The sequence below is a fragment of the Ruegeria sp. N7 genome (genome assembly GCF_056531345.1).
Genome location: NZ_JBQFLR010000004.1, coordinates 152,658 through 177,932, shown reverse-complemented (window position 1 = coordinate 177,932; position 25,275 = coordinate 152,658). Strand labels below are relative to the sequence as shown.

At 53.5% G+C, this 25,275-nt stretch carries 29 protein-coding genes and 1 tRNA gene; 12 read left to right on the top strand and 18 right to left on the bottom strand.

Annotated features, from left to right (window positions below; translation table 11 throughout):
• The first annotated feature begins 107 nt into the window (after window positions 1-107).
• The 3 genes from ACR0ES_RS08300 (at window position 108) to ACR0ES_RS08290 (ending at window position 2,708) form a co-directional block, all read left to right on the top strand.
• Window positions 108-1,574 (top strand): flavin-containing monooxygenase, encoded by a 1,467-nt coding sequence (locus ACR0ES_RS08300; RefSeq protein WP_480870221.1) that lies wholly within the window; start codon window positions 108-110, stop codon window positions 1,572-1,574.
• On the top strand, window positions 1,575-2,576 hold the full coding sequence (locus tag ACR0ES_RS08295) for an alpha/beta fold hydrolase (RefSeq protein ID WP_480870218.1): 1,002 nt from the start codon (window positions 1,575-1,577) through the stop codon (window positions 2,574-2,576). It begins immediately after the preceding gene.
• Window positions 2,577-2,631: 55 nt separating this feature from the next.
• A tRNA-Met gene (locus ACR0ES_RS08290) sits at window positions 2,632-2,708 on the top strand.
• A gap of 644 nt (window positions 2,709-3,352) precedes the next feature.
• Here ACR0ES_RS08290 and ACR0ES_RS08285 read toward each other — a convergent pair.
• From ACR0ES_RS08285 to ACR0ES_RS08275, 3 genes are read right to left on the bottom strand one after another with little or no spacing between them, the layout of a single operon-like run.
• Complete coding sequence (locus tag ACR0ES_RS08285) at window positions 3,353-3,790, bottom strand: hypothetical protein (protein ID WP_480870215.1); 438 nt, start codon at window positions 3,788-3,790, stop codon at window positions 3,353-3,355.
• Window positions 3,791-3,801: 11 nt separating this feature from the next.
• Window positions 3,802-4,164: a hypothetical protein gene (locus tag ACR0ES_RS08280; protein WP_480870212.1), complete on the bottom strand. Its 363-nt coding sequence runs from the start codon at window positions 4,162-4,164 to the stop codon at window positions 3,802-3,804.
• Window positions 4,165-4,175: 11 nt separating this feature from the next.
• On the bottom strand, window positions 4,176-4,742 hold the full coding sequence (locus tag ACR0ES_RS08275; RefSeq protein WP_480870209.1) for a hypothetical protein: 567 nt from the start codon (window positions 4,740-4,742) through the stop codon (window positions 4,176-4,178).
• A gap of 119 nt (window positions 4,743-4,861) precedes the next feature.
• On the opposite strand from ACR0ES_RS08275, the gene ACR0ES_RS08270 reads away from it, so the two are divergent.
• The 5 genes from ACR0ES_RS08270 to ACR0ES_RS08250 all read left to right on the top strand — a co-directional run bounded on the left by ACR0ES_RS08270 (window position 4,862) and on the right by ACR0ES_RS08250 (window position 8,924).
• Window positions 4,862-5,104 (top strand): transcriptional regulator, encoded by a 243-nt coding sequence (locus ACR0ES_RS08270; protein WP_480870206.1) that lies wholly within the window; start codon window positions 4,862-4,864, stop codon window positions 5,102-5,104.
• Window positions 5,105-5,714: 610 nt separating this feature from the next.
• Window positions 5,715-6,203, top strand: coding sequence for a hypothetical protein (locus tag ACR0ES_RS08265; RefSeq protein ID WP_480870203.1), 489 nt, complete (start codon window positions 5,715-5,717; stop codon window positions 6,201-6,203).
• Complete coding sequence (locus ACR0ES_RS08260) at window positions 6,187-6,588, top strand: helix-turn-helix domain-containing protein (protein WP_480870201.1); 402 nt, start codon at window positions 6,187-6,189, stop codon at window positions 6,586-6,588. The genes ACR0ES_RS08265 and ACR0ES_RS08260 overlap by 17 nt, the downstream gene beginning before the upstream one ends.
• Entirely contained in the window at window positions 6,581-6,997 is a 417-nt protein-coding gene (locus tag ACR0ES_RS08255) for a hypothetical protein (protein WP_480870198.1), read from the top strand. Before ACR0ES_RS08260 ends, ACR0ES_RS08255 begins: the two co-directional genes overlap by 8 nt.
• A 1,516-nt stretch (window positions 6,998-8,513) precedes the next feature.
• Window positions 8,514-8,924, top strand: a complete 411-nt coding sequence (locus ACR0ES_RS08250; RefSeq protein ID WP_480870195.1) for a hypothetical protein — start codon at window positions 8,514-8,516, stop codon at window positions 8,922-8,924.
• Window positions 8,925-9,106: 182 nt separating this feature from the next.
• Here the strand turns inward: ACR0ES_RS08250 and ACR0ES_RS08245 are convergent, their stop codons facing one another.
• The 4 genes from ACR0ES_RS08245 to ACR0ES_RS08230 form a co-directional block, all read right to left on the bottom strand.
• Complete coding sequence (locus tag ACR0ES_RS08245; protein WP_480487693.1) at window positions 9,107-9,328, bottom strand: HGGxSTG domain-containing protein; 222 nt, start codon at window positions 9,326-9,328, stop codon at window positions 9,107-9,109.
• Between the two features lie 183 nt (window positions 9,329-9,511).
• Window positions 9,512-11,728 (bottom strand): hypothetical protein, encoded by a 2,217-nt coding sequence (locus tag ACR0ES_RS08240; protein WP_480870192.1) that lies wholly within the window; start codon window positions 11,726-11,728, stop codon window positions 9,512-9,514.
• Window positions 11,725-13,134: a hypothetical protein gene (locus ACR0ES_RS08235; RefSeq protein ID WP_480870189.1), complete on the bottom strand. Its 1,410-nt coding sequence runs from the start codon at window positions 13,132-13,134 to the stop codon at window positions 11,725-11,727. Before ACR0ES_RS08235 ends, ACR0ES_RS08240 begins: the two co-directional genes overlap by 4 nt.
• The gene (locus tag ACR0ES_RS08230) at window positions 13,131-13,394 is read right to left on the bottom strand and encodes a hypothetical protein (protein ID WP_480870187.1); all 264 of its coding nucleotides are present in this window, start codon (window positions 13,392-13,394) and stop codon (window positions 13,131-13,133) included. The genes ACR0ES_RS08235 and ACR0ES_RS08230 overlap by 4 nt, the downstream gene beginning before the upstream one ends.
• Before the next feature lie 160 nt (window positions 13,395-13,554).
• Between ACR0ES_RS08230 and ACR0ES_RS08225 the strand changes: the two genes are divergently transcribed.
• The 3 genes from ACR0ES_RS08225 (at window position 13,555) to ACR0ES_RS08215 (ending at window position 16,293) form a co-directional block, all read left to right on the top strand.
• On the top strand, window positions 13,555-13,947 hold the full coding sequence (locus tag ACR0ES_RS08225; protein ID WP_480870184.1) for a thermonuclease family protein: 393 nt from the start codon (window positions 13,555-13,557) through the stop codon (window positions 13,945-13,947).
• 184 nt (window positions 13,948-14,131) lie between these two features.
• A complete protein-coding gene (locus ACR0ES_RS08220; protein ID WP_480870181.1) occupies window positions 14,132-14,827 on the top strand; it encodes a M23 family metallopeptidase in 696 nt (231 codons plus the stop codon).
• Between the two features lie 17 nt (window positions 14,828-14,844).
• Window positions 14,845-16,293: an adenylate/guanylate cyclase domain-containing protein gene (locus tag ACR0ES_RS08215; RefSeq protein WP_480870178.1), complete on the top strand. Its 1,449-nt coding sequence runs from the start codon at window positions 14,845-14,847 to the stop codon at window positions 16,291-16,293.
• Between the two features lie 53 nt (window positions 16,294-16,346).
• Here the strand turns inward: ACR0ES_RS08215 and ACR0ES_RS08210 are convergent, their stop codons facing one another.
• The 11 genes from ACR0ES_RS08210 to ACR0ES_RS08160 all read right to left on the bottom strand — a co-directional run bounded on the left by ACR0ES_RS08210 (window position 16,347) and on the right by ACR0ES_RS08160 (window position 23,692).
• A complete protein-coding gene (locus ACR0ES_RS08210) occupies window positions 16,347-17,021 on the bottom strand; it encodes an SOS response-associated peptidase (protein ID WP_480870175.1) in 675 nt (224 codons plus the stop codon).
• 397 nt (window positions 17,022-17,418) lie between these two features.
• Entirely contained in the window at window positions 17,419-17,646 is a 228-nt protein-coding gene (locus tag ACR0ES_RS08205; RefSeq protein ID WP_480870173.1) for a hypothetical protein, read from the bottom strand.
• Between the two features lie 78 nt (window positions 17,647-17,724).
• On the bottom strand, window positions 17,725-17,991 hold the full coding sequence (locus ACR0ES_RS08200) for a hypothetical protein (RefSeq protein WP_480870170.1): 267 nt from the start codon (window positions 17,989-17,991) through the stop codon (window positions 17,725-17,727).
• A gap of 247 nt (window positions 17,992-18,238) precedes the next feature.
• Window positions 18,239-18,565, bottom strand: a complete 327-nt coding sequence (locus tag ACR0ES_RS08195) for a hypothetical protein (protein WP_480870167.1) — start codon at window positions 18,563-18,565, stop codon at window positions 18,239-18,241.
• Window positions 18,562-19,005, bottom strand: a complete 444-nt coding sequence (locus ACR0ES_RS08190) for a DUF5681 domain-containing protein (RefSeq protein ID WP_480870164.1) — start codon at window positions 19,003-19,005, stop codon at window positions 18,562-18,564. Before ACR0ES_RS08190 ends, ACR0ES_RS08195 begins: the two co-directional genes overlap by 4 nt.
• Before the next feature lie 146 nt (window positions 19,006-19,151).
• Window positions 19,152-19,679 (bottom strand): GntR family transcriptional regulator, encoded by a 528-nt coding sequence (locus ACR0ES_RS08185; protein ID WP_480870161.1) that lies wholly within the window; start codon window positions 19,677-19,679, stop codon window positions 19,152-19,154.
• Between the two features lie 327 nt (window positions 19,680-20,006).
• Window positions 20,007-20,363 (bottom strand): hypothetical protein, encoded by a 357-nt coding sequence (locus ACR0ES_RS08180; protein ID WP_480870159.1) that lies wholly within the window; start codon window positions 20,361-20,363, stop codon window positions 20,007-20,009.
• Between the two features lie 118 nt (window positions 20,364-20,481).
• Window positions 20,482-20,679 carry a helix-turn-helix transcriptional regulator gene (locus tag ACR0ES_RS08175; protein WP_480870156.1) on the bottom strand — a complete coding sequence of 66 codons (198 nt, stop codon included), beginning with the start codon at window positions 20,677-20,679 and terminating at the stop codon, window positions 20,482-20,484.
• 154 nt (window positions 20,680-20,833) lie between these two features.
• On the bottom strand, window positions 20,834-21,739 hold the full coding sequence (locus ACR0ES_RS08170; protein WP_480870153.1) for a hypothetical protein: 906 nt from the start codon (window positions 21,737-21,739) through the stop codon (window positions 20,834-20,836).
• Window positions 21,736-22,956 carry a tyrosine-type recombinase/integrase gene (locus ACR0ES_RS08165; RefSeq protein WP_480870150.1) on the bottom strand — a complete coding sequence of 407 codons (1,221 nt, stop codon included), beginning with the start codon at window positions 22,954-22,956 and terminating at the stop codon, window positions 21,736-21,738. The genes ACR0ES_RS08170 and ACR0ES_RS08165 overlap by 4 nt, the downstream gene beginning before the upstream one ends.
• 178 nt (window positions 22,957-23,134) lie before the next feature.
• Window positions 23,135-23,692: a ZrgA family zinc uptake protein gene (locus ACR0ES_RS08160; protein ID WP_480870147.1), complete on the bottom strand. Its 558-nt coding sequence runs from the start codon at window positions 23,690-23,692 to the stop codon at window positions 23,135-23,137.
• Between the two features lie 248 nt (window positions 23,693-23,940).
• Here ACR0ES_RS08160 and ACR0ES_RS08155 point away from each other — a divergent pair, with 248 nt between their 5' ends.
• The gene (locus tag ACR0ES_RS08155; RefSeq protein ID WP_480870144.1) at window positions 23,941-25,212 is read left to right on the top strand and encodes an imelysin family protein; all 1,272 of its coding nucleotides are present in this window, start codon (window positions 23,941-23,943) and stop codon (window positions 25,210-25,212) included.
• The last annotated feature ends 63 nt before the right edge of the window (window positions 25,213-25,275 follow it).

The following is a 25,275-nucleotide window of genomic DNA, read 5'->3' as shown; positions in this document are numbered from 1 at the left end:
ACGTAAGGTCGTTCAGTCATTTTACCTTGTGTGACCTACTTCACTGCCAATCACGTGCAGACATCTGCAACAGATATCCATAAAGTTGTTTCAGGAGGGGCGCTTCAATGCACCACACGACAGAGATGCTGATCATCGGTGCCGGGTTCTCGGGGCTGACGATGGCGCTTGAGGCGCGCAAACGTGGCATCAAAGATATCGCCATTCTGGAAAAGGCCGAAGATATCGGTGGCACGTGGCGCGAGAACACCTATCCTGGCGTCGCCTGCGATGTGCCTTCGCATCTGTATTCCATGGCGACCCACCCAAATCCGCACTGGAGCCGCGCCTATGCCGGTGGCGCAGAGATACAGGAATATCTGCAAGATGTCGCGCATCAGGAAGGGTTGTATGATCTTTGCCACTTTGGGCAGGCGCTGAAATCGGCGAAATGGGATGGCACGCTTTGGCAGGTCGAAACCATGGATGGCCAGTTCTGGTCGGCCCGGTTTCTGGTCTCGGCCATCGGCGCACTGCATCATCCCAGCATTCCGGATATTCCCGGCGCGGGCAGTTTTCCCGGCCCCTGTTTTCATTCGGCCGAATGGGATCACACCGTCGATCTGACCGGAAAGCATGTGGCTGTTGTCGGCACCGGGGCGTCAGCCGTTCAGTTCGTGCCCGAGATTGCCAAGGTTGCGGGCCACGTCACCGTTTTTCAGCGCAGCGCGCCTTACGTCATGCCGCGCCCTGACGGCCCGATCGCGCCTTGGGTGCGCAAACTATATGCCTACCTTCCCCTGCTTCCGCGCATCCGGCGCAAACTGATTTTCATGTTCTTCGAGTTTCGTCACCGCGTGTTCAGGGGCGAGGAACGCGCGATGAACTTTGCTCTGAAGATGTGGCGAAAATCGTTGGAAGGCGCGATTGCCGACCCAGAAGAACGGCGCATTCTGACCCCGGACTATCGAATTGGGTGCAAACGCATTCTCAGTTCAAATGACTGGTACCCGGCGCTGGCCCGCGACAATGTCAGCGTCATTCCGCACGGCGTTGCCAGTATCGATGGCAACAGCATCCTCGCGTCAGATGGCACCAGGGCAGAGGCAGACGCGCTGATCTGGGGCACCGGGTTTCAGGTCACCAATGTCGTAGAGAGGTTGGATATTACTGGCACAGATGGGCTAACGCTGCGGTCGGCCTGGACAAACGGGATGTCTGCTCATCTGGGCACGGCGATAGCCGGTTTTCCCAACTTTTTCATCCTTCTGGGGCCTCATACCGGGCTTGGGCATAATTCGGTCGTGTTGATGATCGAAGCCCAGGTCGGGCATATCGGTCGGGTTCTGAGCGAGATGCAGCACAAGGAACTGTCGGTGATCACCCCCGATGCGGCGAAACAGGCGGCCTTTACACAGGAAATGCAGGACCGCCACGCGGACAGTGTCTGGCAGACCGGAGGCTGCACATCCTGGTACATTGATGCGGATGGGCAAAACACGACGCTTTGGCCCGGAACAGTTGCCGAATTTCAGAAACGCATGTCACAATCGGGATTGGAGCAATACATCCCTATTAGGACCGGAGACAGCTAGATGACAATTTTTCTTAGCCTGGTTGCGGCCTTTGCCGTCTTTCTTCTGACCATGGCCCTGTGGACCCGGCGTATAACCCGTCAGGGGCTAGAAACCGTGCCGCAGATGGGCCAGATCGTGCCCGTGCAGGGCGGTAGCATCCACTATGTGGAAAAGGTCAATCCGGACGCGCAGACGGTTATCCTGATTCATGGTCTGGCTGGGCAGTTACAGCATTTTACCTACGCGTTGGCAGATCAACTGGCCGAGGATTTCCACGTCATCGCGCTGGATCGCCCCGGTTGCGGATATTCAACCCGGGATACAGCAGAACTCGCACAATTGCCGCAGCAGGCCGCGATGATAGCTGAGTTTCTTGAAACCAAAGGCGTGAATCAGGCCGTGCTGGTCGGGCATTCACTGGGCGGTGCGGTGTCGCTGGCACTGGCTTTGGATTACCCCGAGCGGGTATCCAGCCTCGCTCTGTTAGCACCACTAACGCACAGGCTGCCTGAAACACCGGTGATCTTCAAACCGCTCGAGATTCGGACCAAATGGCTGCGCAGTCTGATTGCCAACACGATTGCAGTGCCCATGGCCTCAAAAACAGCGCCGCACAGTCTGGGCGTGGCATTTGACCCTGAAACCCCTCCAAATGACTTTCTGGACCGTGCGGGTGGTGCGCTCGGGCTGCGCCCGTCGGCCTTTGTCACGGCCTCGCAGGACGTTATCGGGTTGGATGCCAGTTGCGATGCGCTGGTGGCCAGATATCCTGAGCTATCGGTCCCCGGTGGGATATTGTATGGCCGTCAGGACGCACTTCTGTCCCCTGCCCTTCACGGACCGCCGATGGTCAAATATGGTCTGAGCTATGAAGAGCTCGACGGTCTGGGTCATATGATCCTGATCACAGAACCGGAGATATGCGCCGCGTTTATCCGCAGAACGGTGGACACCACGATATTCCGTCAGACGCCCTTGCAGGACCCGGTGAAAGAGCCCGTGAAAGAATTCCCCGGTTAGGGCGATTTCCCTCTTGACCCTCCCCGGCCCCTCGCTTACATCGCCTCTCACTCACGGCGGAGTAGCTCAGTTGGTTAGAGCAGCGGAATCATAATCCGCGTGTCGGGGGTTCAAGTCCCTCCTCCGCTACCACCACCTCATTGCAAGATACTTAAAATAAATAGTTTTGCACTGGTGCGCCTCTAGATACCCAACATTTCGACCAACATTTAAAATTTGATGCAACTGGAAGCGCGCGCAACTAGCCATCTGCTGCTTTTGGACTTACCGGCCCCATCCCCAAACGAAAATGGCGGTGAAGCAGTTGATCCCGCATTAAACTCGAAACGATGCTGGATTCGTTTGCGCTGAAAAGATGCCTCAATAATGCCTTTTCCAAACTCTTCATCGCTATGCAAAAGTTAACACATTGTTAACGGAGAATGTTTGTGAAGCACCTTATTTTACTCTGCCTGTTTGCTCTTGTCCTTTCATCCGCAGTTGCATTTGCTCAGAATCAGCACAAAGAACCAGGCAAAACGACACTAGCCACTGAAACCTTCTGGAACCTTTTGACCAGCAAGCAAGACGGGAAGGTCTACAACGCCGCGTGTTGCAAGGTGTGCCGAAAAGGCAAGGCTTGCGGGAATAGCTGCATCAATAGGAATTACACCTGCCACAAAGGGGCTGGCTGTGCGTGTAATGGCTAACGGGACGCTCAAGTAGCGCATTCACTGCTTTCAGTGAAAAACCGCCCGTTTGACGGGGCGGTCTCTCAGTAGGTGTGGCGGGACTGGTTAGATATCTACTTTGCCCAGCAGCCGTTCCGCGTCTTCCCGGATCAGCCTGTTATATTCATCGTCAATCGTGCCATCTACCCGCGCCGAGATACGGGCCTTGATGGCAAGGTCTTTGAAGTCCTGTGCCGGGGTTCTCATTATTCGGACCTCAACCCTTAGGAATTCATCACAGGCAGGATCGACAAACTTAGAATAGTGCTCATCAGTCAATGCCTCGGCATCCGGGTTGCCCTCGGCAGTCAGGCGGGCAAACAAGGCGTCGCTTTCGCTAATCAGGTTGCCATATCGATTGCCGAACTTCTCCCAATTGACGTAGAGGCTCTGAATTTTGGTTTCTTTACAGGCAAGCTCGCTGGCAATAGCTCCGGTTGCGATTGCCCCCATGAGAACCGGAACACTAGATTTCAGCAGCGTGCGGCGATGTACCTGTGTCATGTGCTTTCCTCTCAAGCTAAGGACTGAAGTGTGGTCAGTACGTTTCTCAGGGCTTGAGCATCCAAGTCCTTGAAAATACCGCCGATGAGGTCAAAGTTTGCCTCTTCGCTAAGTGCGAACTCCAACTGCGCAGCTGCACCTTTGGGCGTCTTGGCCGGTGTAACGCTAATCAGCTCTTCCAGTTCCTGGCTGCGAATCCAGTCGGGGTTGCTCATTTCAACGTCCGGGGTGTCCGGTGCATACATGCGCTGGATCAGGGCCTTGTGTTCTGTAATCCAACTCGCGTGAGGGTCGGGCGTCTCGGTCTGCATAACAGCGCCAGCAGCCAAGGCAGCGAACGGGGCAGATTGGACGAGTTTACGGCGATTAATCATGGTGGCTCCTCTTATTGGTTGAAGGTGTGAACGTGCCCGTCTGCGGCGATCCGGGACACGGTTGCGAGGTTCACAGAGCGCGGGGCCTGTGCCTCTGAATCCCAGACGGGCAGGAGGTGTGGGTGGCGACGAGCGCGGGTCTCGATGGCCGAGCGGACTGCTTCTGACGCTGCATCGCCTTTGACGTGTTGGCGTAGGGTGGCGGGCTGAACGCGCATTGTGCGCTCGGTTCCGTCCTTCTTGGTGAATGTGATAGAAACGAACCGGCCTCTTGCCTTGGCAATCAGGTCGCGCTTTTCCGCATAGTCCTTTGCCTTGGCCTCGTGGTCCTCAGCGACGCGCAAAGCTGCCGCCAGTTCGTCATTCTTGCGATAGTCGGCCTGCGTCCATGTATCCTTGTTTTGCAGCAGGTTCATGGCTTCGCGGATATGGTCCGCTTCGGTCATGCTTGCGCGGCGCACAGCCTCCTTAGCTTCGTCCCATGCCTGCCACATTGCGTTGCGCCAGATTACCCGGTGAAACTTGCGTCCTGCCATAATGGCCCAAGCGCGGTTCATGATGTTCTGGCGGTCATACATGGCGGAAACCCTTACTTGTATCTCTGCGTTGCCTTCTTATGTCCTTGTGATAAGTATTTAGTGCGTTGACCTACTTATGTCAACACTGTGTTATAACTTTTTGTGTCAGGGATATAATAATGACCCCAGAGCAGCTTAGAATGGCGCGCGCCGCGTTGAGGATTGGAGTCCGTGAATTGGCAGAAATGGCGGAAACTGCGCCAGCCACCATCACCCGCTTTGAGACGGAAAGGGGCGGCATCCAGCTCTCAACGGCAGAACGAATTCAAAAAGCTCTCGAGGCCGAGGGCGTTCAATTCTTGAGTGAAGCGGACGCAGCAAAGGCACCGGGCGTGGCTTTGGTTAAGAAGGGCGACCAATAAGTGACATACCAGTTTCCACCGCGCTTGATGCAAGCCAAAGCGGCAGCTCACTACCTTGGCGTCTCTGCATCGAAGCTTCGAACATTGGGTATTCCCGTCAGGGTATCTGGTGCGAACAGGCTGTACGATATTCACGACCTCAACGCTTATGCGGATCAATTATCTTATGCCGATAGTGCAGCAGATGATACGCGCCAAGTTGATGAGGTGTGGCGCGCCGCACATAGTAGGTTGAATACTTAGTAACCGGATTTGCAATCCGCTGCTGGATGCGCCCATTCTTTGGCCCCTTTAAGTCAGCGAGGCTGATGTTCCCCTCTGAAGGGGAACTTGCGGCTGGGGCTCAAAAACGATGCAGGTCAGCCTAAGGTCAACTAGGGAGCCACGCCAGAGGATTGCCACGGGTTTTTGACCCTTATGCAGGGCACAGAGGTTTCCTGATTGCTGGTGTTCATAGACGAAACTGGTGATCCCGGCTTTAAGCTGGAAATGCCGTCGCGTGTCTGATTGCGGAATCCCTGGAGGTGTGCTGGTATCAACAAAATGTGTGATAATCGCGCTTTCTATTACCTTGTATTAACCGCTTGAAGTGATATTTGAGTTGACATAAATGGCAACACCACAGCAACTTGCGACAAAAGGCTTTCTTTTAGACCTTGCCGAAGCATTGGAAGCACATGAACTACCGATCAGACAACTCTTTGCTTTTCCAGGGTTTAACGATTGGTACAACGATGAATTGCCAAAGATTCGACCTTGGAAAGGTGCATCAGGTCGAATGGATCCAACTGGCCAAGTCGATGACCTGTTGCGAAGATTCCTCATGGGAAAGCCGTTTGATGCCGACTGGAAGTCTCACTGGCTTGACCCGCAGGACAAGGGGGTCTGGGAACTTAAGACTGCGGATGTTAGAGCGTTTGGTTGGTTCTGGCGACCCGATTTCTACATCCTTTATCGCGCGGTTGATGCGAATTGGATCAAAAAAAATAGAGGAGCTTATAATGGGCTCCGAAACGAAACAGAATTTCATCGCAATCGAATTGAACTAGACGAACCGAAGTACACAGAAGGAGGATATGAAGATGTCTTTCAAATTTAGAACCAACCCAAAGGAACGGGCTGGCAACAACATGATATCGCTTGTGCTTCGAGAAACCTTGCGAGCTGCTGCTGAAGAAAAAGAGATTTCAGGCATTTCGCAGCAAGAGATTGCTGACAAGCTTGGGGTACATAAGTCATCAGTGAGTCGCCTACTTCGAGGTCATTCAAACCTTACTCTTCGAAGTGTCGGTGAGTTTCTTTGGGCATTGGGCTGGGAGCCCGAGTTTTCTGCTAAGAAAGTCTCAGAACCTTCACACAATGTTGCAACCGTTGCAGGGTCAAAACCAGAGGCGATGTTTGAAGTATCCAACAAAAACAACACTCCGTGCGAAAGCAGAACATCTAAGCCCAAATCAAGGTTTGAGATGAGTTCCCATGGCTAAAGTTGAACCACCGCGTGTTGAGACGGCGCTAATATGCGACACTGTACGCACTGAAGTTAACGGCAAGGACATCTTGATTGGGGTGTATTCGGGGGGGATAATGGTGCAGAGTTTTCCTGCGTCATTACTCCTACATGCCTACTTGATCCTAAACATGCCAGAGGACGCAACTGGTAAGTTCAAACTAAAAATTACAGCGAATTTAAACGGCAAAGAAGTCTCCTTTACCGAAGGAGAATTGGTCAATGAAGGTAGCGGACCGGTTCCTATTTTGCTTCCTATTCCACTTCCAGAGGTGAAGAAAGAAGGGGAATTAAGCTTACAAATGCAGTTCGAAGAAAGGCCGGACTGGTTGTCGATTATTTCCCGCAGAATCACGCTCGCGCCTAATACAGAAGACCAAAACTAAACCCAACTGGGAAACTTTTGCTTGTTCATCGCTCTAGCGGGACCATTACCTTCGAAACAAACGCTTTGCTCTCTAGGTCTTCCGCCCTTTGTTCCTCAGAACATAAATGCCACCGAGGATGTGTGAACAGCGTCACTGACTCTCTCACCACGCCCGGCAATAGTGGGGACATTGACGAGTTTGCGCTCATGTTTAGTTTAGAGCGCGAGTTTTTTCATTTTCTCCCTGTGGACTGGGCGCGCTTGTAGTAAGCGCGTCACTTTTTGGATATCGAACATAACGCACATGCGCATGGTAACGCATGCATTCAAATTTGACTTGGAGCTCACATTATTTTGCATGATTGTGGCTTATTATGTTATGCCTATTGCGTGGGGGCATTTCTAATTTCCGAATTTTTCTAATAACATATTTGGGGGCACGTCGTTTCTTGTACCAGTTTGTTTTCACGCAAAGATTTTCCAAGTTACACTTGGGACAATTTTTCACCCTAATGACTGTTATTTTTGCAATAGCATCATGTTCGGCAACACCGGACACGGAGGAACCCCAAGGTGGAATAGAAAAGTACATTGATAGGGCTTCTTCAAGTTCTGTTTGGGGGGGCGCACAGCGTTTTGTGGAAAGCGCCAAAATGGATAGGCCATGCGCCAACCCATCAGTTGCGAAGGCTTCCGCTCAGTTCAAATATGGATGCTATTGCGGAGCGTACCACCCCCCACTTTCTTACCCAAAAACCCTTTCCGGAGAACAGCTTGTCAGTCGGCGAGAAAAAGACTTAACTCGCGCTCGCCCCTACGATGATATCGATGCGCTTTGTCAAGTTCACGACATTTGCCACGCACGTGGCATAGAAACTCGCGACTGCAACATTTACTTTGCACGAGCGCTTCTTCGAAGGGCCCGAAGTTTCCAGCAGGACCTAAAATCAACCAGTTTGAATGATACGGACACTCGACAGGAAATATTGAGATGCCAAGTACTCGCAACAACCATTGCAGAGGTTATGAATGGCTCTCTTGCACCTGCAGTATCCTCTCAAGGGGCCCCGAAGGTGGTCGACAGCGCCTTAAACTGGACAAGTAATTTGGGTGCAGTCTTAAGATCCCCTTTGTACGCAACCCAGTACGCTTTTCTGGACGGACAGCCGTTCCCTGGTCCGGGAAAGAAATGCGTCAGAATGAACGGATAAGTGAAATTAAAGTTGTCTACTGTTCGATGAGGTGGCTAAATTTCGATAATCGTATTGAGAAAAAACCCTTGGTGTAAATCGTGACCTTCGAAGCGAGAGTCTTGCCATGAAGAGACCGTTGAAAATTGCTTGGATTCTGATTTTGGGGTTAACCGTCTCGGCTTGCCTAGAAGGAGGAGAGCCGACTGTGGATCCCACAGTGGAAACGACTGATTGGGGCGGGCCAAAATTGTCATCTGAATGATGTTGCACAAGCGTGCCTTGCATTGAATTGTCTCTTTGGCGTGATTGGTATTAACCGTTTGTATGGAGACGAAGTAAAGGATGCCGACAAAAGAGGATGTGATTGAGAACCTTGATTCATTAACGGAGCGAATATCAAATCGAGTATGGACAATATCAGTCGGTGTGCTGGCTACCTCGTTGGCATACATCATTGAAGGCGCCAAAAAGGAAGGTGAACCCTTCCTAGAACCTTACCTAGTCGCCGGTCCTGTCGCAGTTGCGATTTTGGCGCTCACAGCTGACCTGTTGCAGTATCTGGCAGCAATTCAGCAGAACGTGAAAATGCTCAAAACTATAGAAAAAGCAGGAGAAGCTAGCTTGTCGTATGACAGAACTTGTTTTTTTTATAAAGTTAGGCACGCTGCGTATTGGACGAAGGTATTTGCCTGCGGAGTTTCTGCACTTTGGTTGGTGTTTGTGTCAGTTCAACGCGCATTCTCAATGATTTGAACGCAACTCGGGTATCACTGTCTTATGATGGCAGCGAATTGAAACTGGAGACACAACAGAACTCAGGACGCGGCTAAGGGTTTCGCTCATTCCTCAGTTTTCGCTCAGCACGCAATGTTCTTTTTGGCGAGAGGTTTACGGCAATCAGGAGAAAAATAGGCACGCAAACTGAGCAAAAAACCTTAGCGTGCCGCCTGCTCAAGTGACCGCGCCAGTTCAATCAGACGATTGCGCTCTGCCCAATGTGCAACGTTTGCTTCTGATATGCGCCTCCGGCCCTCGGCTGTCTTTGCTCCGGTCGAAAGCCCGCCATGAATACGACAGCGGGTCTTGCCCTCAACAGGGGCTGACATACATACGCCATCCTTGGTCTTGGCTCCGCAGATTTTGGTTTCGCTAGTCATGTGGTGCCTCCTATCTGGACTGCGGGTGCGCGAGTGCCTACCTTGGTGACATGCGTAGATTGATTATCGCCCTTGCCATTGTTCTCATTCTGCTTTGCGCCCCGATTACGGTCTTTGCCGTGGGCTGGGGATACATGCAGATTTACCATCAGTTCGGCTTCATCCCGTTTTTCATAGCCTGCATCAGCGGGACTGTGTGTGTGCTAGGGGCTGCTTGGCGCTCTGATAAAGCCCTAGAGCAGTAGTACCAGCCACCACACGGCCTATCAGCCGCGCCTGAGCGTCTTTGAGGGGCTGGCAATTTAATGCGCCCCTGACGGCCTTGAGCGCGTCCTGTGCGTCCTTTCCCTTGATGCCTGTCAGTGCCTTTGCGATTTCCGCAAACATGCCACGCTCTCGGGCTGACATCGAACGCGGATCAATTGCGGCGATTGATTGCGTTACTTCGCGGGCCGCATCCAGCGGGTTGCCCATGTTGCCAGCAGTGCGGCGCGCAAGGCCGGGGGCGGTTTCGTCTGCCACCTGTTCCTGAATGGACTGGCGAATTGCCGTCTTGGAGTTCTGCGCGACTGCCGCCCTGAGTTCCAGCGCGGTTGCCGAGCGGTCCAGCTCGTTCAACAGCCGATCCGCACGGGGGCCTCCGAGAACAAGGCGCAGTTTCTGGATATTGGCGCGGCTCGACATTTCCTTGACCAGCTGCATGGCCTCTCGGGCGTCCGTGTTGGGTTCTGTGATAGTGCGCCGGACATTGGACATGTTCTGCTCGATGCTCTCTCTCACGCCCTGTCTGACGGCCTGACGAGCATCATTGGAGACACCTTGGTTCAGGAAGGCTTTGACGTCTTCCACCGTGGTTCCCTTGAACAGGAGGTTCTTGCCAAGTGCCAAGCCTTCGTCCTGCTGAACCTTATCGCCACCGAGGCGCAGAGCGCGCCCGTAGAGCGGTACAGCCTGTTTTGTGGCCTCCCGTAGCTCTGTGGCCAGTTTACGCGCTCTCAGGCCCGCTGCCGTGAGCCTGCCGAACTGGTCAACCGACTCCCTGGCAATGCCGTCGAGTGCTTTCTTGATTTCGTCCAACTGCTGAACGTTGGGCATTTCCCGGAACGTCACGCTGCCATCATCTGCAATCTGGGCCATGATTTGCTGATTGCGCTGACCCGCTGCAATCATCGCTTCATTTGCCTCGCCTATCGCTGCTTTCAATGAATTGGGCGGTATACGCGACAGGGTTTCTTCAATACGTCGCCCCGTCGTGCCGGAATAATCAATGGGACTGGCATAAGCCGCTTTGTAGGCACTCTGCCTTGCTGAGGCAGTTCCCTGCGAGATTTCCTTTGCAGCGGTCTTGATGCCCTTGGGTTCACCAAACACACCGTCAAGAACACCGGGCAGTCGCTTGCCAACACGTGCCGCCCGCCCGTCTGCGGCGTTTCTGGCGGCGTTCAGGGCTTTTCCGCCCGTCGTGGCCGCAGCGTCCAGTAGAGCGCCTGTAGACGGTCCTGCATCGGCTAACAACGCGTCCTCACCCAGTTGAGCCAAGCGGACCTGAGCCTCGTCCAGATTGTCGCTGACGATGCCCTGCTTGACGATCCGGGCCGCTGCCGGAGAAATGCCAAGTTCTTCCGCAATTGTGCGCACGTCCAGTTTCTTGATGCGCTTGGCGACATGGACGGCACTTTCGCCCGCCCACGTGGCAACAGGGCCAAGGAACGTTGCAAGCGTTCCACCTATCCCGGCACCTTTTGCACCCTCGGTCAGGCGATTATCGTCATCGGCGCGACCGGCAAAACTTGCTGCACCTTCGACGGCACCGGCTGGGGCGGCAACCGTGCCAGCCCGTACGCCGCGTGTAAGCCAGTTGGCCCCCTTGGCTACGTAATCTGCGGCCTTTGCGCCACCTGCTCCAACAGCCAGTGGAAGTGCGGTTGCAATTCCGCCTGTGACGTTCAGGGCTGCGGATTGGCCGGGGTGTTGGCGCTCCATCGCATCAGACGTCAGGCGCATGTTCTCTGCGGCCTGCGGGCTGACCAAACCAACAGCCTCGTCTGCCCATTCACCAACGAGCGGGGTGCCTTGAATAAACTCCTGAGCGCGGGCGGCGATTGGGTTTTCTGATATCCGTTGCTGGTCAACATCGCGCTGCACCAGATCCACGGACTTTGCGCCTTGCATGATTTCTGCGATCCGCTCTTGGTCATTTGTGGCATATCCCGGTGACTTGAAGGACAGGGAACCGTCCTCAAGTTTGAACACCTGCCCGCCATCGTCGGTGGTGGCGACAACCTCGCCGGATAGTTGCTGCCTGCGCTTGGCAATGCGGTCCTGCATTCCCGCCAGATTGCCCTGCTGGGCCAGTTCTGCGCGGCGGTCAGCGATGCGCTGCTGAATATCCCCGTTCATTGACCCAACTCCTGAAACCGACGCTCCAGGGCGTCAAGTTGCGGGCCTGTCATCTTCTCAACAGGCACTTGGCTGAGCTGGTTGAGGTCCATCTGAAGAATTGCCTCAGGCGTGTAGCTCATGGCGGGTTGGCGGCTTAGATAGCTCTGCCAGTCGCCCTCGGGGTTTGCCTTGATGCCGTTGCCCTTTTCCGAGATGAGGGGGTTATCACGCATGTAGTCCGACCACACCTCCTGCGCACCTTCGAGGCTGCCATGCTTGCGCGCCCAGTTCTCGAAGAACGCGGCACGGGATTGCGCCCGTGCGGCTGCGGCCTTCATAACCTGAGAAATTGCGGCGTTCCCTTCGGGGGTCTGGCTGAGGTTCGGAACCGCTGCGCGGAACATGCCCATTTCCCGATCCGTGATTGCGCCCTTGGTCTTTTCCGTGAACGTAAGCTGCGCTTCCATCGCCAGTGATTTGAACGCGCCACGTGAGCCGCTGTCACCGGGGAGGAAGCCCACAATATCGTCAACGAACCCGTAAGCTTCGCCACCAGGGCCGGTGTAGCCAACTTTTGGCGATACGGTTTCAAGCTGGGTTGCAAGGCTTTCGAGGTCAGTTGCCGTGCGCCCTGCGGCATTGATTTCTTCAAGGGCTGCGGCATCCTTCTTGGACAGTTCCTTACCCAACTGGCCGGGGTTGCGCGGGGTACCCGTCAAGTCTGGGTTCTGACCCGGAGGCGTATTGCCTTGCCAGCCGTGCTGCACAACGGTCCCGTCAGACGTCGTAACGCTGAAACCCGGCGTCTGCTGACTGCTACCCACAACCGAGGGCCCACCTTCTGCGCTAAGGTCGTAGAGCTGATTTCCGACCACCCTGAAGTTGTCAAAATTCTGATCCTGCGGCTTTAGAAAATCTTCGATAACCTCTGCGGCATCACCGTACTTGATGACACGCTCTGGGAACTCGTCCAGGCTTTGCATCGGAGTCTCACCAACACGTTCCAGAATTGCGTTCACACCTTGCAAGTCACCTTTCGCGTGGAGCGCTATAGCCTGCGTTATACCTTGGCGGATTCTGGTGAGTTCCTGCTGTGCCTCTGCTTCATCCATCTGCGCAAGCTGCTCACGAACTCTCAATTCCATCGCCTGACGGTCATAAGCCATTTTTTGGCTACGTTCTTGCTGAACCTGATGCTGGCCTTGAATGGCAAGCGCCTGCGTCGGGTCAATCTGCGCCAAGGAATTCAGGGCGTTCTTATCCCCGGCAAAGATATTCGCGCCTTGCGTCTGGTACAGGTTCCGCAATGCGTTCTGGCTTGCTAGTTGGTCCGACTGAGCGCGCAATGCCTGTCCCTGTGCGAAGGCGTTGACCAGGTTTGGCTGTCGCGCACCCAAGATTATTGAATGGTCCATTCTGCTCATTGAATTACCTCCGGCATTGGCTGCGTCGCCAGTTTGTCCATTGTGAGGGCAGCCGCAGCAACACCGTCGTGCTCTGCAACCATGCTCAGCCACCTTACTTTCAGGTCGGGTGTCAGCGGGTCTTTTTGCCCGTCCAGTACCCATTGGTGCAGCGCCGCGATTTCCCGCTCGGCCTGAACCTGTTTGGCAATAATCTCTCGGATTTCCACGCTCATCTGCTCTGCCTTGCCTGCCTCGGTTTCTTTATTAGAAGGTATCATATTACCTCTATTTAGGCAAGAACGTGACGTGAACATTTGATTCAATCTGAGGTATCTTTGCGCCTCGGTGTGAACGGTGATTCCCCCCTGAAAACAACGCTGGCTTTCCATTGCGCTGGATAGGGGTGAAGAGTTTGCGCGGATTGCCTATATCGTCGGAATGAAACGCTTACTTTTGCTTTTGATCCTTCTTGCGCCTTCTGCCTATGCCGCCAGCCTGCATGTGCGTGATGCTGACACGATTGTTGTTGACGGAACTCCGGTTCGACTGAACGGTGTCGATGCCCCCGAACTCGGGACAAGGTCAGGTCAGGACGCAAAGCGCTGGATGGTGAACTATCTGCGCGGCAAATCCATTTCATGCGATTTGAACGGTGAACGTACGCACGACCGATGGGTTGGGGTGTGCTATGCCGACGGCCAGGACATAGGGGCCGCTGTAATCGCCGCTGGGCACGCTTTGGACTGCCGTAGGTACTCAGGTGGCCGATACCGGCATTTAGAGACCCCAGCGGCAAAATCACGGCTTAGAAGAGCGGGTTATTGCAGGTGAAACCTATGAGGCAATATCTGCTCTGCCGGACGGACCTGCCGTTCGTTCTATCCGCAATGAATTAGTTGAGCCGAAGCCCCGCTAGGTAGGAGAGAAGAGGAGAAAGGAGAGCAAAACTATAACTGTTGTCTCGTCTCTGCCATTCACCTAGCCTGAAAGCGTTCGACTTAATCCACTTTGTTATATGAGGTTTGCTATGAAAATTGGCTTTGCCGTTATTGTAACCTCCATTTTTGCAGTTTCAGTTTTGTCCTTGTCGCTCGTTCTGGGTTCGACCGCTTCAGCTCAAGAAACTTCTTTGATTGGAGCTAATGGAAAACCAGTAGTCATAGGGGCAAAGAAGAAACCGAGGAAGTCGGGCCTCTGTCTTGATTATGGCAAAACGAGGCTTGGTAATGGGCAGCCGTACCGCGTAGTCGAGCCTACAAGAACTATTACAAGTCACGAAGGTATAGACTTCTGCAAAAGCGCAGGTTCTCCCGTGATTTCGCCAGTTGACGGCAAAATCCGATATATAGAGTGGGACAACAAAACCTATGGCGGAGTTGTAGGAATAACTACCGGATTCTCTGTTAAGCACCGAGAAGGTGCGAGCGGGTCCCGCGTCTTTGTCGAAATGGTTCACATTGTTCCCGTAGAAGGTTTGAAGCGGGGACAATCTGTTCGCGCGGGGCAAATCGTTGGCCACGTCCAAAAAGCAAATCGCCCGAGCATTGGCAAAACACCTCACGTCCACTTTGCAGTTCGGTGGTGCAACGACTGGCCTACTTGTCACTTGGATCCCAACTTTTTTTGGCGTGACGGACCAAGGAAGGTTTCCTGCTTTGACAAGGATAAGGCGATACCCAAAGGCCGAATGGTGGCTCCGATACCTTGTTGAGGGAAGCTCAATAAAACATGGTCCTTGAGCGTAGAATAGCGGCGGTCCTCGCCTCCGACATGGTAAGCTTCAGTCGCCTGATTGAACTGGACGAAGAGGGTACGCTAGGTCGTCAAAAGAAATACCGACTGGAAGTCGTAGAACCAACAATTGAACGACTTAGCGGCTCAATTATTAAGTTTACCGGTGATGGTTTGCTGGCAGAGTTCACTTCTGTCGTGCAAGCGGTCCAATGCGCCGTCCACATCCAAAACGAGATAGCCGAGCGTGAGGAGGAGTTCTCTGACGAAAGAAAAATACAGTATCGCATGGCCATAAACCTTGGCGATGTAGTGTTCGATGATGGCGATATTTTTGGTGATGGCGTCAATGTTGCAGCTAGGCTTGAAAGCTTGGCCCCTGCTGGTGGAGTCTTGGTATCCGGTTCCGCCTACGATTTACTAAAGAACCAGGTTCCAGTTCGCTATCACGCCCTCGGGAAAAAGAAGCTCAAGAACATTGCGACGCCCGTTCGTGTTTATTCGGTTGAGACCAAAACAGTTGGTATGGGTGCTAAACCTAACCTTGTTCTACGTTCTAGACGTTATGTCGGCGCGGTAGCAGCAGCTGTAGTTGTTGCTGCGATAGGTGCGGCGTATTTGGTTGACTTTGGGACCCTTTTTAAGCGCCCAACCCTGGAGAAACGGTTCTCGGCGATGGTGCTTGGAGCGCAAGAGGTTCTCAAGGAGCAAGGTTTTCTAACCAGTTTTGAAAGCGGCGTACTCGGGGATACTACTCGCTTGGCAATTTCTGATTTTCAACAAGCACACGGGCTTGAGAAGGATTCATTTTTAAATGCCAAGACTTTGTCGTCCCTTGGCGTGAGTAATGAACTGCGTGCCTCAGACTGGGACGACGTCCTTTCCTCCGCTCAAACAGCTCAACTTAGAGCGCCAGAGGTTTTTGAGTATATTAGTCCCGATGACCGGCTAACAAGAGCTGCGAAATCATTAGAAAGCTTGGAATTCGCGTTCGGAAACATTGGGGACAGCCTTTATCTCGCAGTTGCTCCTTTGGCCGGTATGCCAAGTACAACTGCGATGGAATTGGCGGAAAATTCAGGTGGTTATCTCGTCTCGATTTCTTCGGCTGCAGAGAATGAATTTGTCCACCACCTTACGAGCAGAGATCCAAAGTTCTGGCGTTTAAGTGGGGATGGAAACTCTTGGGTAGGCCCCGGTATTGGATTGTTTCAAGAAACAGGAGCAAAAGAACCTAATGGTGGGTGGCGCTGGCACAGTGGCGAAGACGTCATGTTCACCAATTGGTTTTTTGATCAGCCAAACGATTGGGGAAATTCTAACGAGAACGTAGCGACCTTTTGGCATCCAACCCGCAGGAACTCGTCGGAAATCCAAGTGCAACATTCACCTACATGGGGAGATGACGTGGGTTGGTTCTATTCATTTGTAATTGAGATTGATTAGTAAAGAATATGGGCTCATAGCGGGCGAATGGAAAAGCTCAAAGGATGGAGAATTCAGGTCAACGGATCTGACTTCTCACTCTCGCCGCTGCGAACGATTTGCATATCGTCCGCATCGTAGGGCTGAAGTAGGTCTAAGGCCTCTTCAGGGTTTCCCGACAACCATTGCTCGTAGTCGTCCGGCTGCAGGATCACCGGCATTCTTTGCGGGTGTATTGGTTTTACAATTTCATTCGCTGTCGTGGTGATGATGGTGTAAGTTGCTGCTTCTTCCGGCCCGTCCTTGCCCTGATAGCGCGACGTCTGCCACATTCCGGCAAACGCAAAAGGCGGGCGGTCTTCTTCACCCTTGAGGGCAAACCAGTAATAGGTTGCAGGGCTACGTCCCTTGGCTTCACAGAACGAGCTGGCAGGAACCAAACAGCGCCTTTCCTCGAAACTGCCACGCCAAAGCCCGCTTGAGCGCACCTTGTCATCTCGCGCGTTGTTCCAAGCTCCAGGTTGGATAATTGCCCCTGTCTTCTTCGATTTCTTCGTGGTTCGAAATCCCCAACTAAGCTGCACGAGTTCCCGCTTTCCATCCTCAGCCAGCCTGACAACCGGGGCCATGTGCTTTGGATAAATTGCGGGCAGCGGTTCAGCATTCCCGAGGCGGTTCTGTTCAACTGCTACATCAAACAGCTGGCGCATTGCTTCTGCGGGAGTGGTGTTTGAGTACAGGTTGCACATTAGACAACGGTAGGCTTCTTAAACCGTTTGGACAAGCTCCAGAAGTTCGCTATCTGTTCCGCATGTCTGACTGGCCTTATCGAATCCCCTTTGACCTTTACAAGGAACTTGAATCCCGGCGAGTTGATGATTGGCAGGCGGCGATCCGCGCTTGGGCCAAATCCCATGGCCTAAGGATCAAGCTGCACTGGTGGCCTTACCTTGAACAACAGATAGCCGATTTACATTCACGGCGGTACACAGCTGGGTCACAGGACCACTGGGCAGCAATACGTGACTGGCTGGTTCGGAATGACGTCCCTGTTCCAAACAATCTGCCGGGGTGGCCAGAACAAGAATAAGGGCTGGCTGAGGGGGTGGAGGCCAGCCCCTATCTTCGTCACGAGGGGGTAAGTGGTTATTCTGATCCCAATCTATCAAACTCAAGCAAAGCCCGAAATTGGGGGATTCCCGTATCGGTCATGTCTTCAAGACGTTTGTCGCCTGCTGCCATGGCATAGACGCGGCGTGCAAATTCATGCTCAGACTCAGCATTATCCCGCACGATTTTACCGAGTGTGGTTCCAGCGATAATCGCATGGTGAAACACAGCAGGCCCGCTTTGTTGCCCATCTTTTGCAGGCACAACGCTAACGAATAGGGGGTTTTCTTTTCGCCTCAGTGAAAACAGCGGTTTCCAGTTTGTCTTGTCGGCGTCTGATGCTCATGCGTCCACACCAATCCGTTTGCTGTCGGCGGCTATGTCAGCCAACAACTCATCTAGATCCACAACGCCAATCGTCGGTTCTGAGGCGTCGTTGTCATGAATTACCCACTCATCAAACGGCTCTGAGATGTTGGCAGTAAGACGGGCCACGACTTCACGCACTTCATCTTCATCCGTCATGTCTTTCGGCAAGTGGATAATCGCCGTCATTTTCTTGGTGCCCTTCCGGGCTTCCAGCTTGGATATCCTGCTCTTCACGCTCATGTTGTCTGTCTCCCTCAAAGTTGATCCGCGTCTGATTCAAGAAAAACACTTCGCTGCCCGGTAGGGTTTACGCGTCTGGTGAACGCGCCCTGATCCTCTCGCGGCTTGCGTACGTGCAAGTTGCCACCGACGTACGCGCTTAGAATGACTGGTTCACCATCGTCTTTGCCTTTGAAGGGGTCCGTGATGTAGATGACCGTTCCGTGGCTGTGTGTTTGCTCCAATCTCTGGACTCGGTTCCTGATGGTCATGTTTGATGCTCTTCTCGAGTTGGGTTGCAGTCAGCGCCGTTGGCCGCGTCGAGAAATGCTGAGAAAAGAACAGCGCTGTCGGTTTCGTGCTTTGAAAACTCGACACATTGCCGAGCCACTTCGTCATCAACACGGCCATCCATAATGAGGGCGGCAATTTCCAAAGGTGACGCATTGGCAGTCAATTGGTTCAACGGTGTTTCACGCATACGTTCCGCTGTGGCCAGCAATCGCTTTACCAGTAGGTTCGACGCGTCCGAGTTTGAGACGGCACTCTCCAATTTTCTACTTTCCAAAGCCGCTAACCTGTTTCTGATGTTCATTTCTGTGTCTCCAATGCCGTGATGCGTTTTTCCAATTCGGTCGTTTCCAGCACCCGCCTGTACTGCTCTATCAGCCCCATGACGGTTGCTCCCTCCAACGGGGTTATCTCGCCCTGAGAAACCGCCTGTAGAACCGCCTGCGCCGCCTCCGAGGCCTCCTCTGCGGATTGGATGGATGGAAGGTCGAAACTGACAGGTGCGTCCTTTCTGGTGGGCGCTATTCGTTCCAGGCACAGCCGTAAGGCCGTGCTGTCGCCTTCAAGTGCCATATCCACCGCTTTTTGGGTGATGACCTCGGACTGCCCCTCAAGCAGTTCCTCAACTGCTCTTGTGACCCGGTGTCGGGTTCCGCGTGGCTTGCCGGGATTGCCTTGAGCGAATTTCCCGTTCTCGTCAGTATACGTATTGGCCACGTTTTTTCGTTCGGTTTCATCCGCCATCGCTCATGCCTCGCCGTGTTTGGTTATTGGTGCAGAAGGTGTCCGTTTCCCCCAGACCCCCTGGTAGATTAAGGATGTCTCAAAAATTGCGACGTGGGAGCGCTGAAAAAGGCCGTTTACGTCTTCAAAATTGCGACGTGCTGTCTTCATTTTTGAGACGTCCTTTCCTTACACGTCTCAAAATTTAAGACGGTCACGTCTTCAAAATTGAGACAGGGTTTAGTTTTTCCACCTTTGCCAGTCGGGTTGTGTGCAGCGGCCTTATGAACACGAAATTCATTGCCTGGTGCCCACTGCCGGTACAGCATCCGTCCGCCCCTACGATTGCTGTGTGGCATCTCTATTTCTGTAAGCTCGTAGAGGGCTGAGCGAGCTTCGCCGCCAAGGCCAAGCTGGGCTGGCTTTGTGACAACCAAAAAGCCTTTGGCCTGCAAGTCGTGGAATGCACGAGCAGCAGTGTTCAGAGCCACACCAAGCGCTTCTGCGGCCTGCCTGACGCTGAATTGGATCTTTCCGTTGTTGTTGGCCTGCGGGCCTCGCCATTCAAGCTTGAGCCAAGGGTACAACGCCTGTGCTACAGGGGAGAGGGCCCGCCAAGCGGGCTCCTCCATCATGTTTCGCACAAGTTTCGTCCAGTGCTCGACGCGTTGCTCGTTTTTCTTATCGCGCCCCATTACCCCACCTGTTCCCTGTTGGCGACGTTCAACAGAGCCCTCAAAACTTCAGGCAGTAGGGACGCTTCAAACAAAACGCCTCTATTGGTGCGGCGTAACCCCGTCTTAGTTTTTGACCAGATGCGGAATTCAACAACGTCGCACCCCGGATGGGGTTTTGCGTCCACAGGCTCGCGGGAGATGCGGATTTCCTCCCGCTCATTGCATTTAATAACAACCATCACGACCGAGCCTCCCCATAGTGAAGGCTGGCAATCAGGCGTGCAGCGGTTTCGGACAGGCCGTGTTTGCGGCGCAGGGTGCGGGCTTGGAGCGTGCGCGTTTTCATTAGCGCACCTCCTGACCGTCGATCCGGGTGACTTTGTCCAGAAGCGTGTAAACTCCACAGCGCGCGCGCCCGGCTTTAGGGTCGATGTCGAACCATACGGTCTCAATGTTCAACCCCTGCTCCTCACGCAGACCCATGACAAAGTGCGAAAGACGGCACGGCGATGCGCAATGCACCGGGCCGTCAATCAAGGCATCAACAATGCGACGTTTGTTTTTGCTGACCCATATATTTCGGGTCTCGCCTGCACCATCAGTGACCTGATATTTGGCGGATTCAGTCTTGGTCGGAAGGTCACGCCATGCAGTGACCCATAGAGCGGTTTTCAGGAGTGTTTCAGATGCTATGTTCTTCATGCTCGGATACCTCAAGCTTGCGCTTTAGGGCGGAACACGGTACTTTTCGCTTAGTCGCTGGAATGACTGCTTAAACGAATTAGCCCGTGTCCATGTTGTCCCATGGCGCGGGTTTCGTTTAAGCGGCGACCGGTTTGCGGCTTTCAAGGAAGCCGCTAAGGTCGCTTTCCTTCCACGCTACAATATTTGCTGACATTTTGACTGGACGAGGGAACTCTCCCTGATCCATCAAGCGGTAAATCTGACGGCAAGATAGGCCCGTCAGGTCTTCCACTTCCTTGCGGCGATAATGCTTTTCTATCATCGCTTTTCCCATTGTCTGCCACCGGCAACCAATGTCCAGCGACTTCAATGGTTAGCTATTCTAGGCACAGCTAAGGCGTTGTGAACACGATATTTTACCCAAGATACCCAACTTTAGGATCTTGGAATTTGGGTGTCGGTTTTGGCTATTTTGGCTCAGTTTTTGGCTATTCGTGGCTATTGTGCTGACTCTTCCAGGCTGCGGCAATAGCCTTGGTCATTGTAGATGTGCCGACCTCTCGCCCGATTTCATCTTCGACCTGCTTTCTAAGGGTCTTTACCGGCACATTCGGCCTCCCGTTCGGATGCAGCTTACGAAGTGCATCAATGGCGGGGTTCAGCAAATTCTTGCGTCCGCCTTTCGATTTCTTAGGTTCGCTGCGGTCCGGCTTCGCCGGTGAGAATACACGCTTAACCTCATTCTCACGAAACATCGCATTGTAAACGATATCCGAGCCTTCTATTTGAAGCTCGCCTGATAGAAAGAGAGCATTGGACGTGGCTACGTCCAGCCATAAACCGCTTTCCTCAAGCTCAAATAAACCGGTTGTTTGATGAGAAAGAGTGCAGGACAAATCACCCGCAAATAGCTTGTCGCGCAACAAGTTAGTCACTTGGAGGAATCTCGATTGCCCGATTTCAGCGATGTGCCAAGGAGGGGTCTGGTGTTCCAGCCAATCCGGCTTAGTTGATGTCCCAGCAGTCACATACTCATGTCCGGCCAACGGGAAGTTGACGAATTCAAACTCGGTGAACGGCGGAAACAACGAAAGAACAGGATTGAACAGCCTGTCCGTCATCGCCCTTTCCACAAACCGGCATAAGGCAATTTCGGTCACTAGATTGCCGATTTCACGGCGAAGTCTTTGCCCGATGTCCTTTGGAAGACTAGGTGCATCAAGGCGTCGGTTATTCCGGGTAATTTCATCTTCAAAGTCCATGTACTTCAATGATGCTTCAATAAGCTCAGAATCTTGCGGTGGTTTCGGGAACAAGTGAAAGTAGGCACGTTCTATCAGGCTATAAGTCCCGCAATACCCAGGGGGATAATATCGGTTTGGATCTTGTCTCATGCCCGCCCCGCCATTTCGATGACCGTGCCGCTATTTTGCGCAAGATATGAGGCCCAGGCATCCATGAGCATCCGGCGCTTTGCGAACAGGTCAGACCTTGCATAAGCTATTTCGGTGTCATCCCCCACTTTATGCGCCAGCGCCATTTCGCAGACCTCGCGTGGAAAATTCGTTTGCTCCTGCGCCCACGTTCGAAAGCTAGCCCGAAACCCATGTATGTCGCAGTTGTAACCTTGCTCTCGGACAAGTTTTAATAACGTGGCATCACTTAACGGCTTCTCGTGCTTTCGACCAGGAAAGACTAGGTCGCCTTGGTGCAGTTTTCGCGCCTGTTCTAATATCTTAATGGCCCGGTCCGTAAGCGGGACTTTGTGCGCGACCTTCATTTTCATTCGGGTGGCAGGCACAGTCCACTCTCTTTGCCCTGTGTTCACTTCAGACCACTTCGCCTCTCTAACTTCCTTTGAGCGGCAGGCTGTCAGTATCAGGAACTCGACGGCTAATTTAGTTGAACTGTCTGCATCTGAATTCTGGACAGATTGAATGCATCGGGACACATCAGCGTAAGGAAGCGCCTTTCTGTTTTTCCGCTTGGTCATGTCCTGCTTGGGCAGCACAGCCTTGACGGCCTCCGCTGGGTTGTCTGTGCGCCAACCTTTCGCGATTGCCCATTTGAGAACTGACCCGATACGCTGACGCACTCTACGCGCAGTGTCGTCTTTGGTTGTCCATATGGGCAGCAGCGCGGCAAGCACTTGGCCACCGTCGACCTCAGCCACACTGACCTTGCCAAAGTGCGGGAATGCGTATGCCTCCAATGAACTGATGTATTTCTGGGCGTGCTGAGGGTTGCTCCAAGACGACAAGTTTGCCTTGTGCACCTCTCTCGCCGCCTCTTCGAATGTCGGGATAGCTTGGGCTTTCTTCTTGTTCGCGAGAGGGTCGCCCCCCGTCCGAGCAACGCGCCTATTCTCGATTGCTGCATCTCTGGCACTCGACAAGGAAACGAGAGCAACAGAGCCAATTGCGAGTTCTCTCCGCTTGCCGCGTATCATCAGGCGTTGAATCCAGCGGCGTGCCCCGCTTTCGTCAACCTTGAGATACAGGCCATTTCCGTCAGCATACAAGGCAGGCCCCTTTGCCGACTTAACGAAAGCCGGTGCAAGTGCATTGTGGGGATGTTTGCCTTTGCGTTTGCCTGCCATTTTACCCAACATTTTTTTGTCAATGTATGGCCACGGACGGCAACGCGCAACAAGAACCTTTCATTGTATTAAAGTGTTACTTCAAGGTGTGGCAACGCATGACAATCAATACATGTAGCCTCCTCCGCTACCAATTCCCCAGAGCATCAAACCGAAACACCAGTTGTGGTTTTCCTTATGATTTCAGCGCTCATCGATCCGGCGGAAGATCGAGATATGGTGCCGCGCGTGTGATTTCGACAGCGTCCTGTACCCCGTTCGTATTCAAGTGGATGTTCAGCTGGCCAGTCCCACTGAACCGCGCGAAATAGGCGAACTCGATCATGTTCAGCGCATTCATATCCTGACACTGAATGACATAGTCCGCCTGAAACTCCGAGTGACTCTCCTCCGTTGTGGAGCCTGTGACTGCGTTCGCCTCACCACTCTGCTGTGTGATGCCATATGTCAGAACCACATGGGCGCCCACCGTAGAGCACCCAGCTTCGGGCGGGGTTACGAACAGGTTCAGCGGGTCGGAAAGTTTTGACATTGCTATGGCCACACGCGTGCGGTTGTCATCGTTTTCAACCGGGGTTTCAAACCCGACGATGTCCATGCTTGGCACCCTCAGCGCCAAGGCGAACCCGGTGTCAGAAAACACGATGTCGATCTGGGCCGAACCATGGTGATGAGGCGTGGAAACCTGCGTTGCTTGCGCCGCAAGTGCCGCAAGAAACAGGAACAAGGCCAGAACCACGCGCTTCATGAACAACAAACCACCTACAAAGAATCACTTGGCTGATTTTAGCCCGAAACATGTACCGCACAATGTGATCCGCCGGACCGAGCCCCCGCCAGATATGGGGATAGTGGCAACCGAGTCAGCGGTTTCATTATCCGACAAAAAAACTCAGATTGACAATGTTGACTTTTTAACTCAGTTATTTCAACGAAAGCCGCCGCGGGAACAAACCCGCCTGATTTGACAGTTCAGACAAGAAAGTAACGACCCCTATGACCAAGTTGTTTGCAACAGCCAGCGCTTTGACATTTGCGACAGCCACTTTTGCTTTTGCCGGTGATGTGCCGACAAAAGCGGATATTCTGGAAACCTATGCCGATATTGCCGAAGCCAAGTATGACGACAGCCTGACTGCGGCAAAGGTTTTGCGGGACGCAGTCGGTGTGCTGATTGCCGAACCCTCGGACGCGACCCTGAATGCGGCACGGGCAGCATGGGTTGCAGCGCGTGTGCCTTATCAACAGACCGAAGTTTATCGTTTTGGCAACGCAATCGTTGATGACTGGGAAGGCAAAGTAAACGGTTGGCCACTGGATGAAGGTCTGATTGATTATGTCGACGCGGCCTATGGTGGCGCGACGGATGAGAACGAGTTTGCGGTTCTGAATGTCATCGCCAACCCTAGCTTCGAACTGTCGGGCGAAACCATTGACGCCAGCGAGATTACTCCGGAACTGCTGAGCGAAACCCTGCACGAAGCTGATGGTATCGAAGCCAATGTCGCGACCGGCTACCACGCTATCGAGTTCCTGCTGTGGGGTCAGGACATGAACGGCCACGGCGCCGGTGCAGGCAACCGTCCAGCCACTGATTATGCAAACGGCGATACCTGCACTGGTGGCAATTGCGACCGTCGTGCCCAGTATCTGAGCGCCGCAACCGACCTGCTGGTCAGCGATCTGACCTGGATGGCCGATCAGTGGAAACAAGGCGGCGCGGCGCGCACGGCGCTGATGGAAAATGAAACCGCGGGTGTCAGTGCGATCCTGACCGGTATGGGTTCACTGTCCTACGGTGAACAAGCGGGTGAGCGGATGCGTCTGGGCCTGATGCTGAACGACCCGGAAGAAGAACATGATTGCTTTTCGGACAACACCCACAACAGCCATTACTACGATGGACTGGGCGTTCTGAACGTCTATCTGGGCAGCTATACCCGCATCGATGGCACACCTGTATCAGGCGCATCGCTGGCCGATCTGGTAATCGCAACTGATCCGGCACTGGACGCCGAGATGAAGGCGAAACTGGCCGTCACGATGCAAGCCCTTGGCAGGATCAAATCGACCGCGGAAGCAGGGTTTGCCTATGACCAAATGCTGGAACGCGGCAACGAAGGCGGTGAAACCCTGATCATGGCCGGCGTCAACGGCCTGATCGACCAGACCAAAACAATAGAGCGCATCGTGACCACACTGGAACTGGACCAGATTGAATTTGAAGGATCAGACAGTCTGGATAACCCCGACGCGGTATTCCACTAAACAAGAACGCGTGCCGGGGGCTTGCCTGCCCCCGGTACACTCAGCACGCTAACCCGCCAGCCC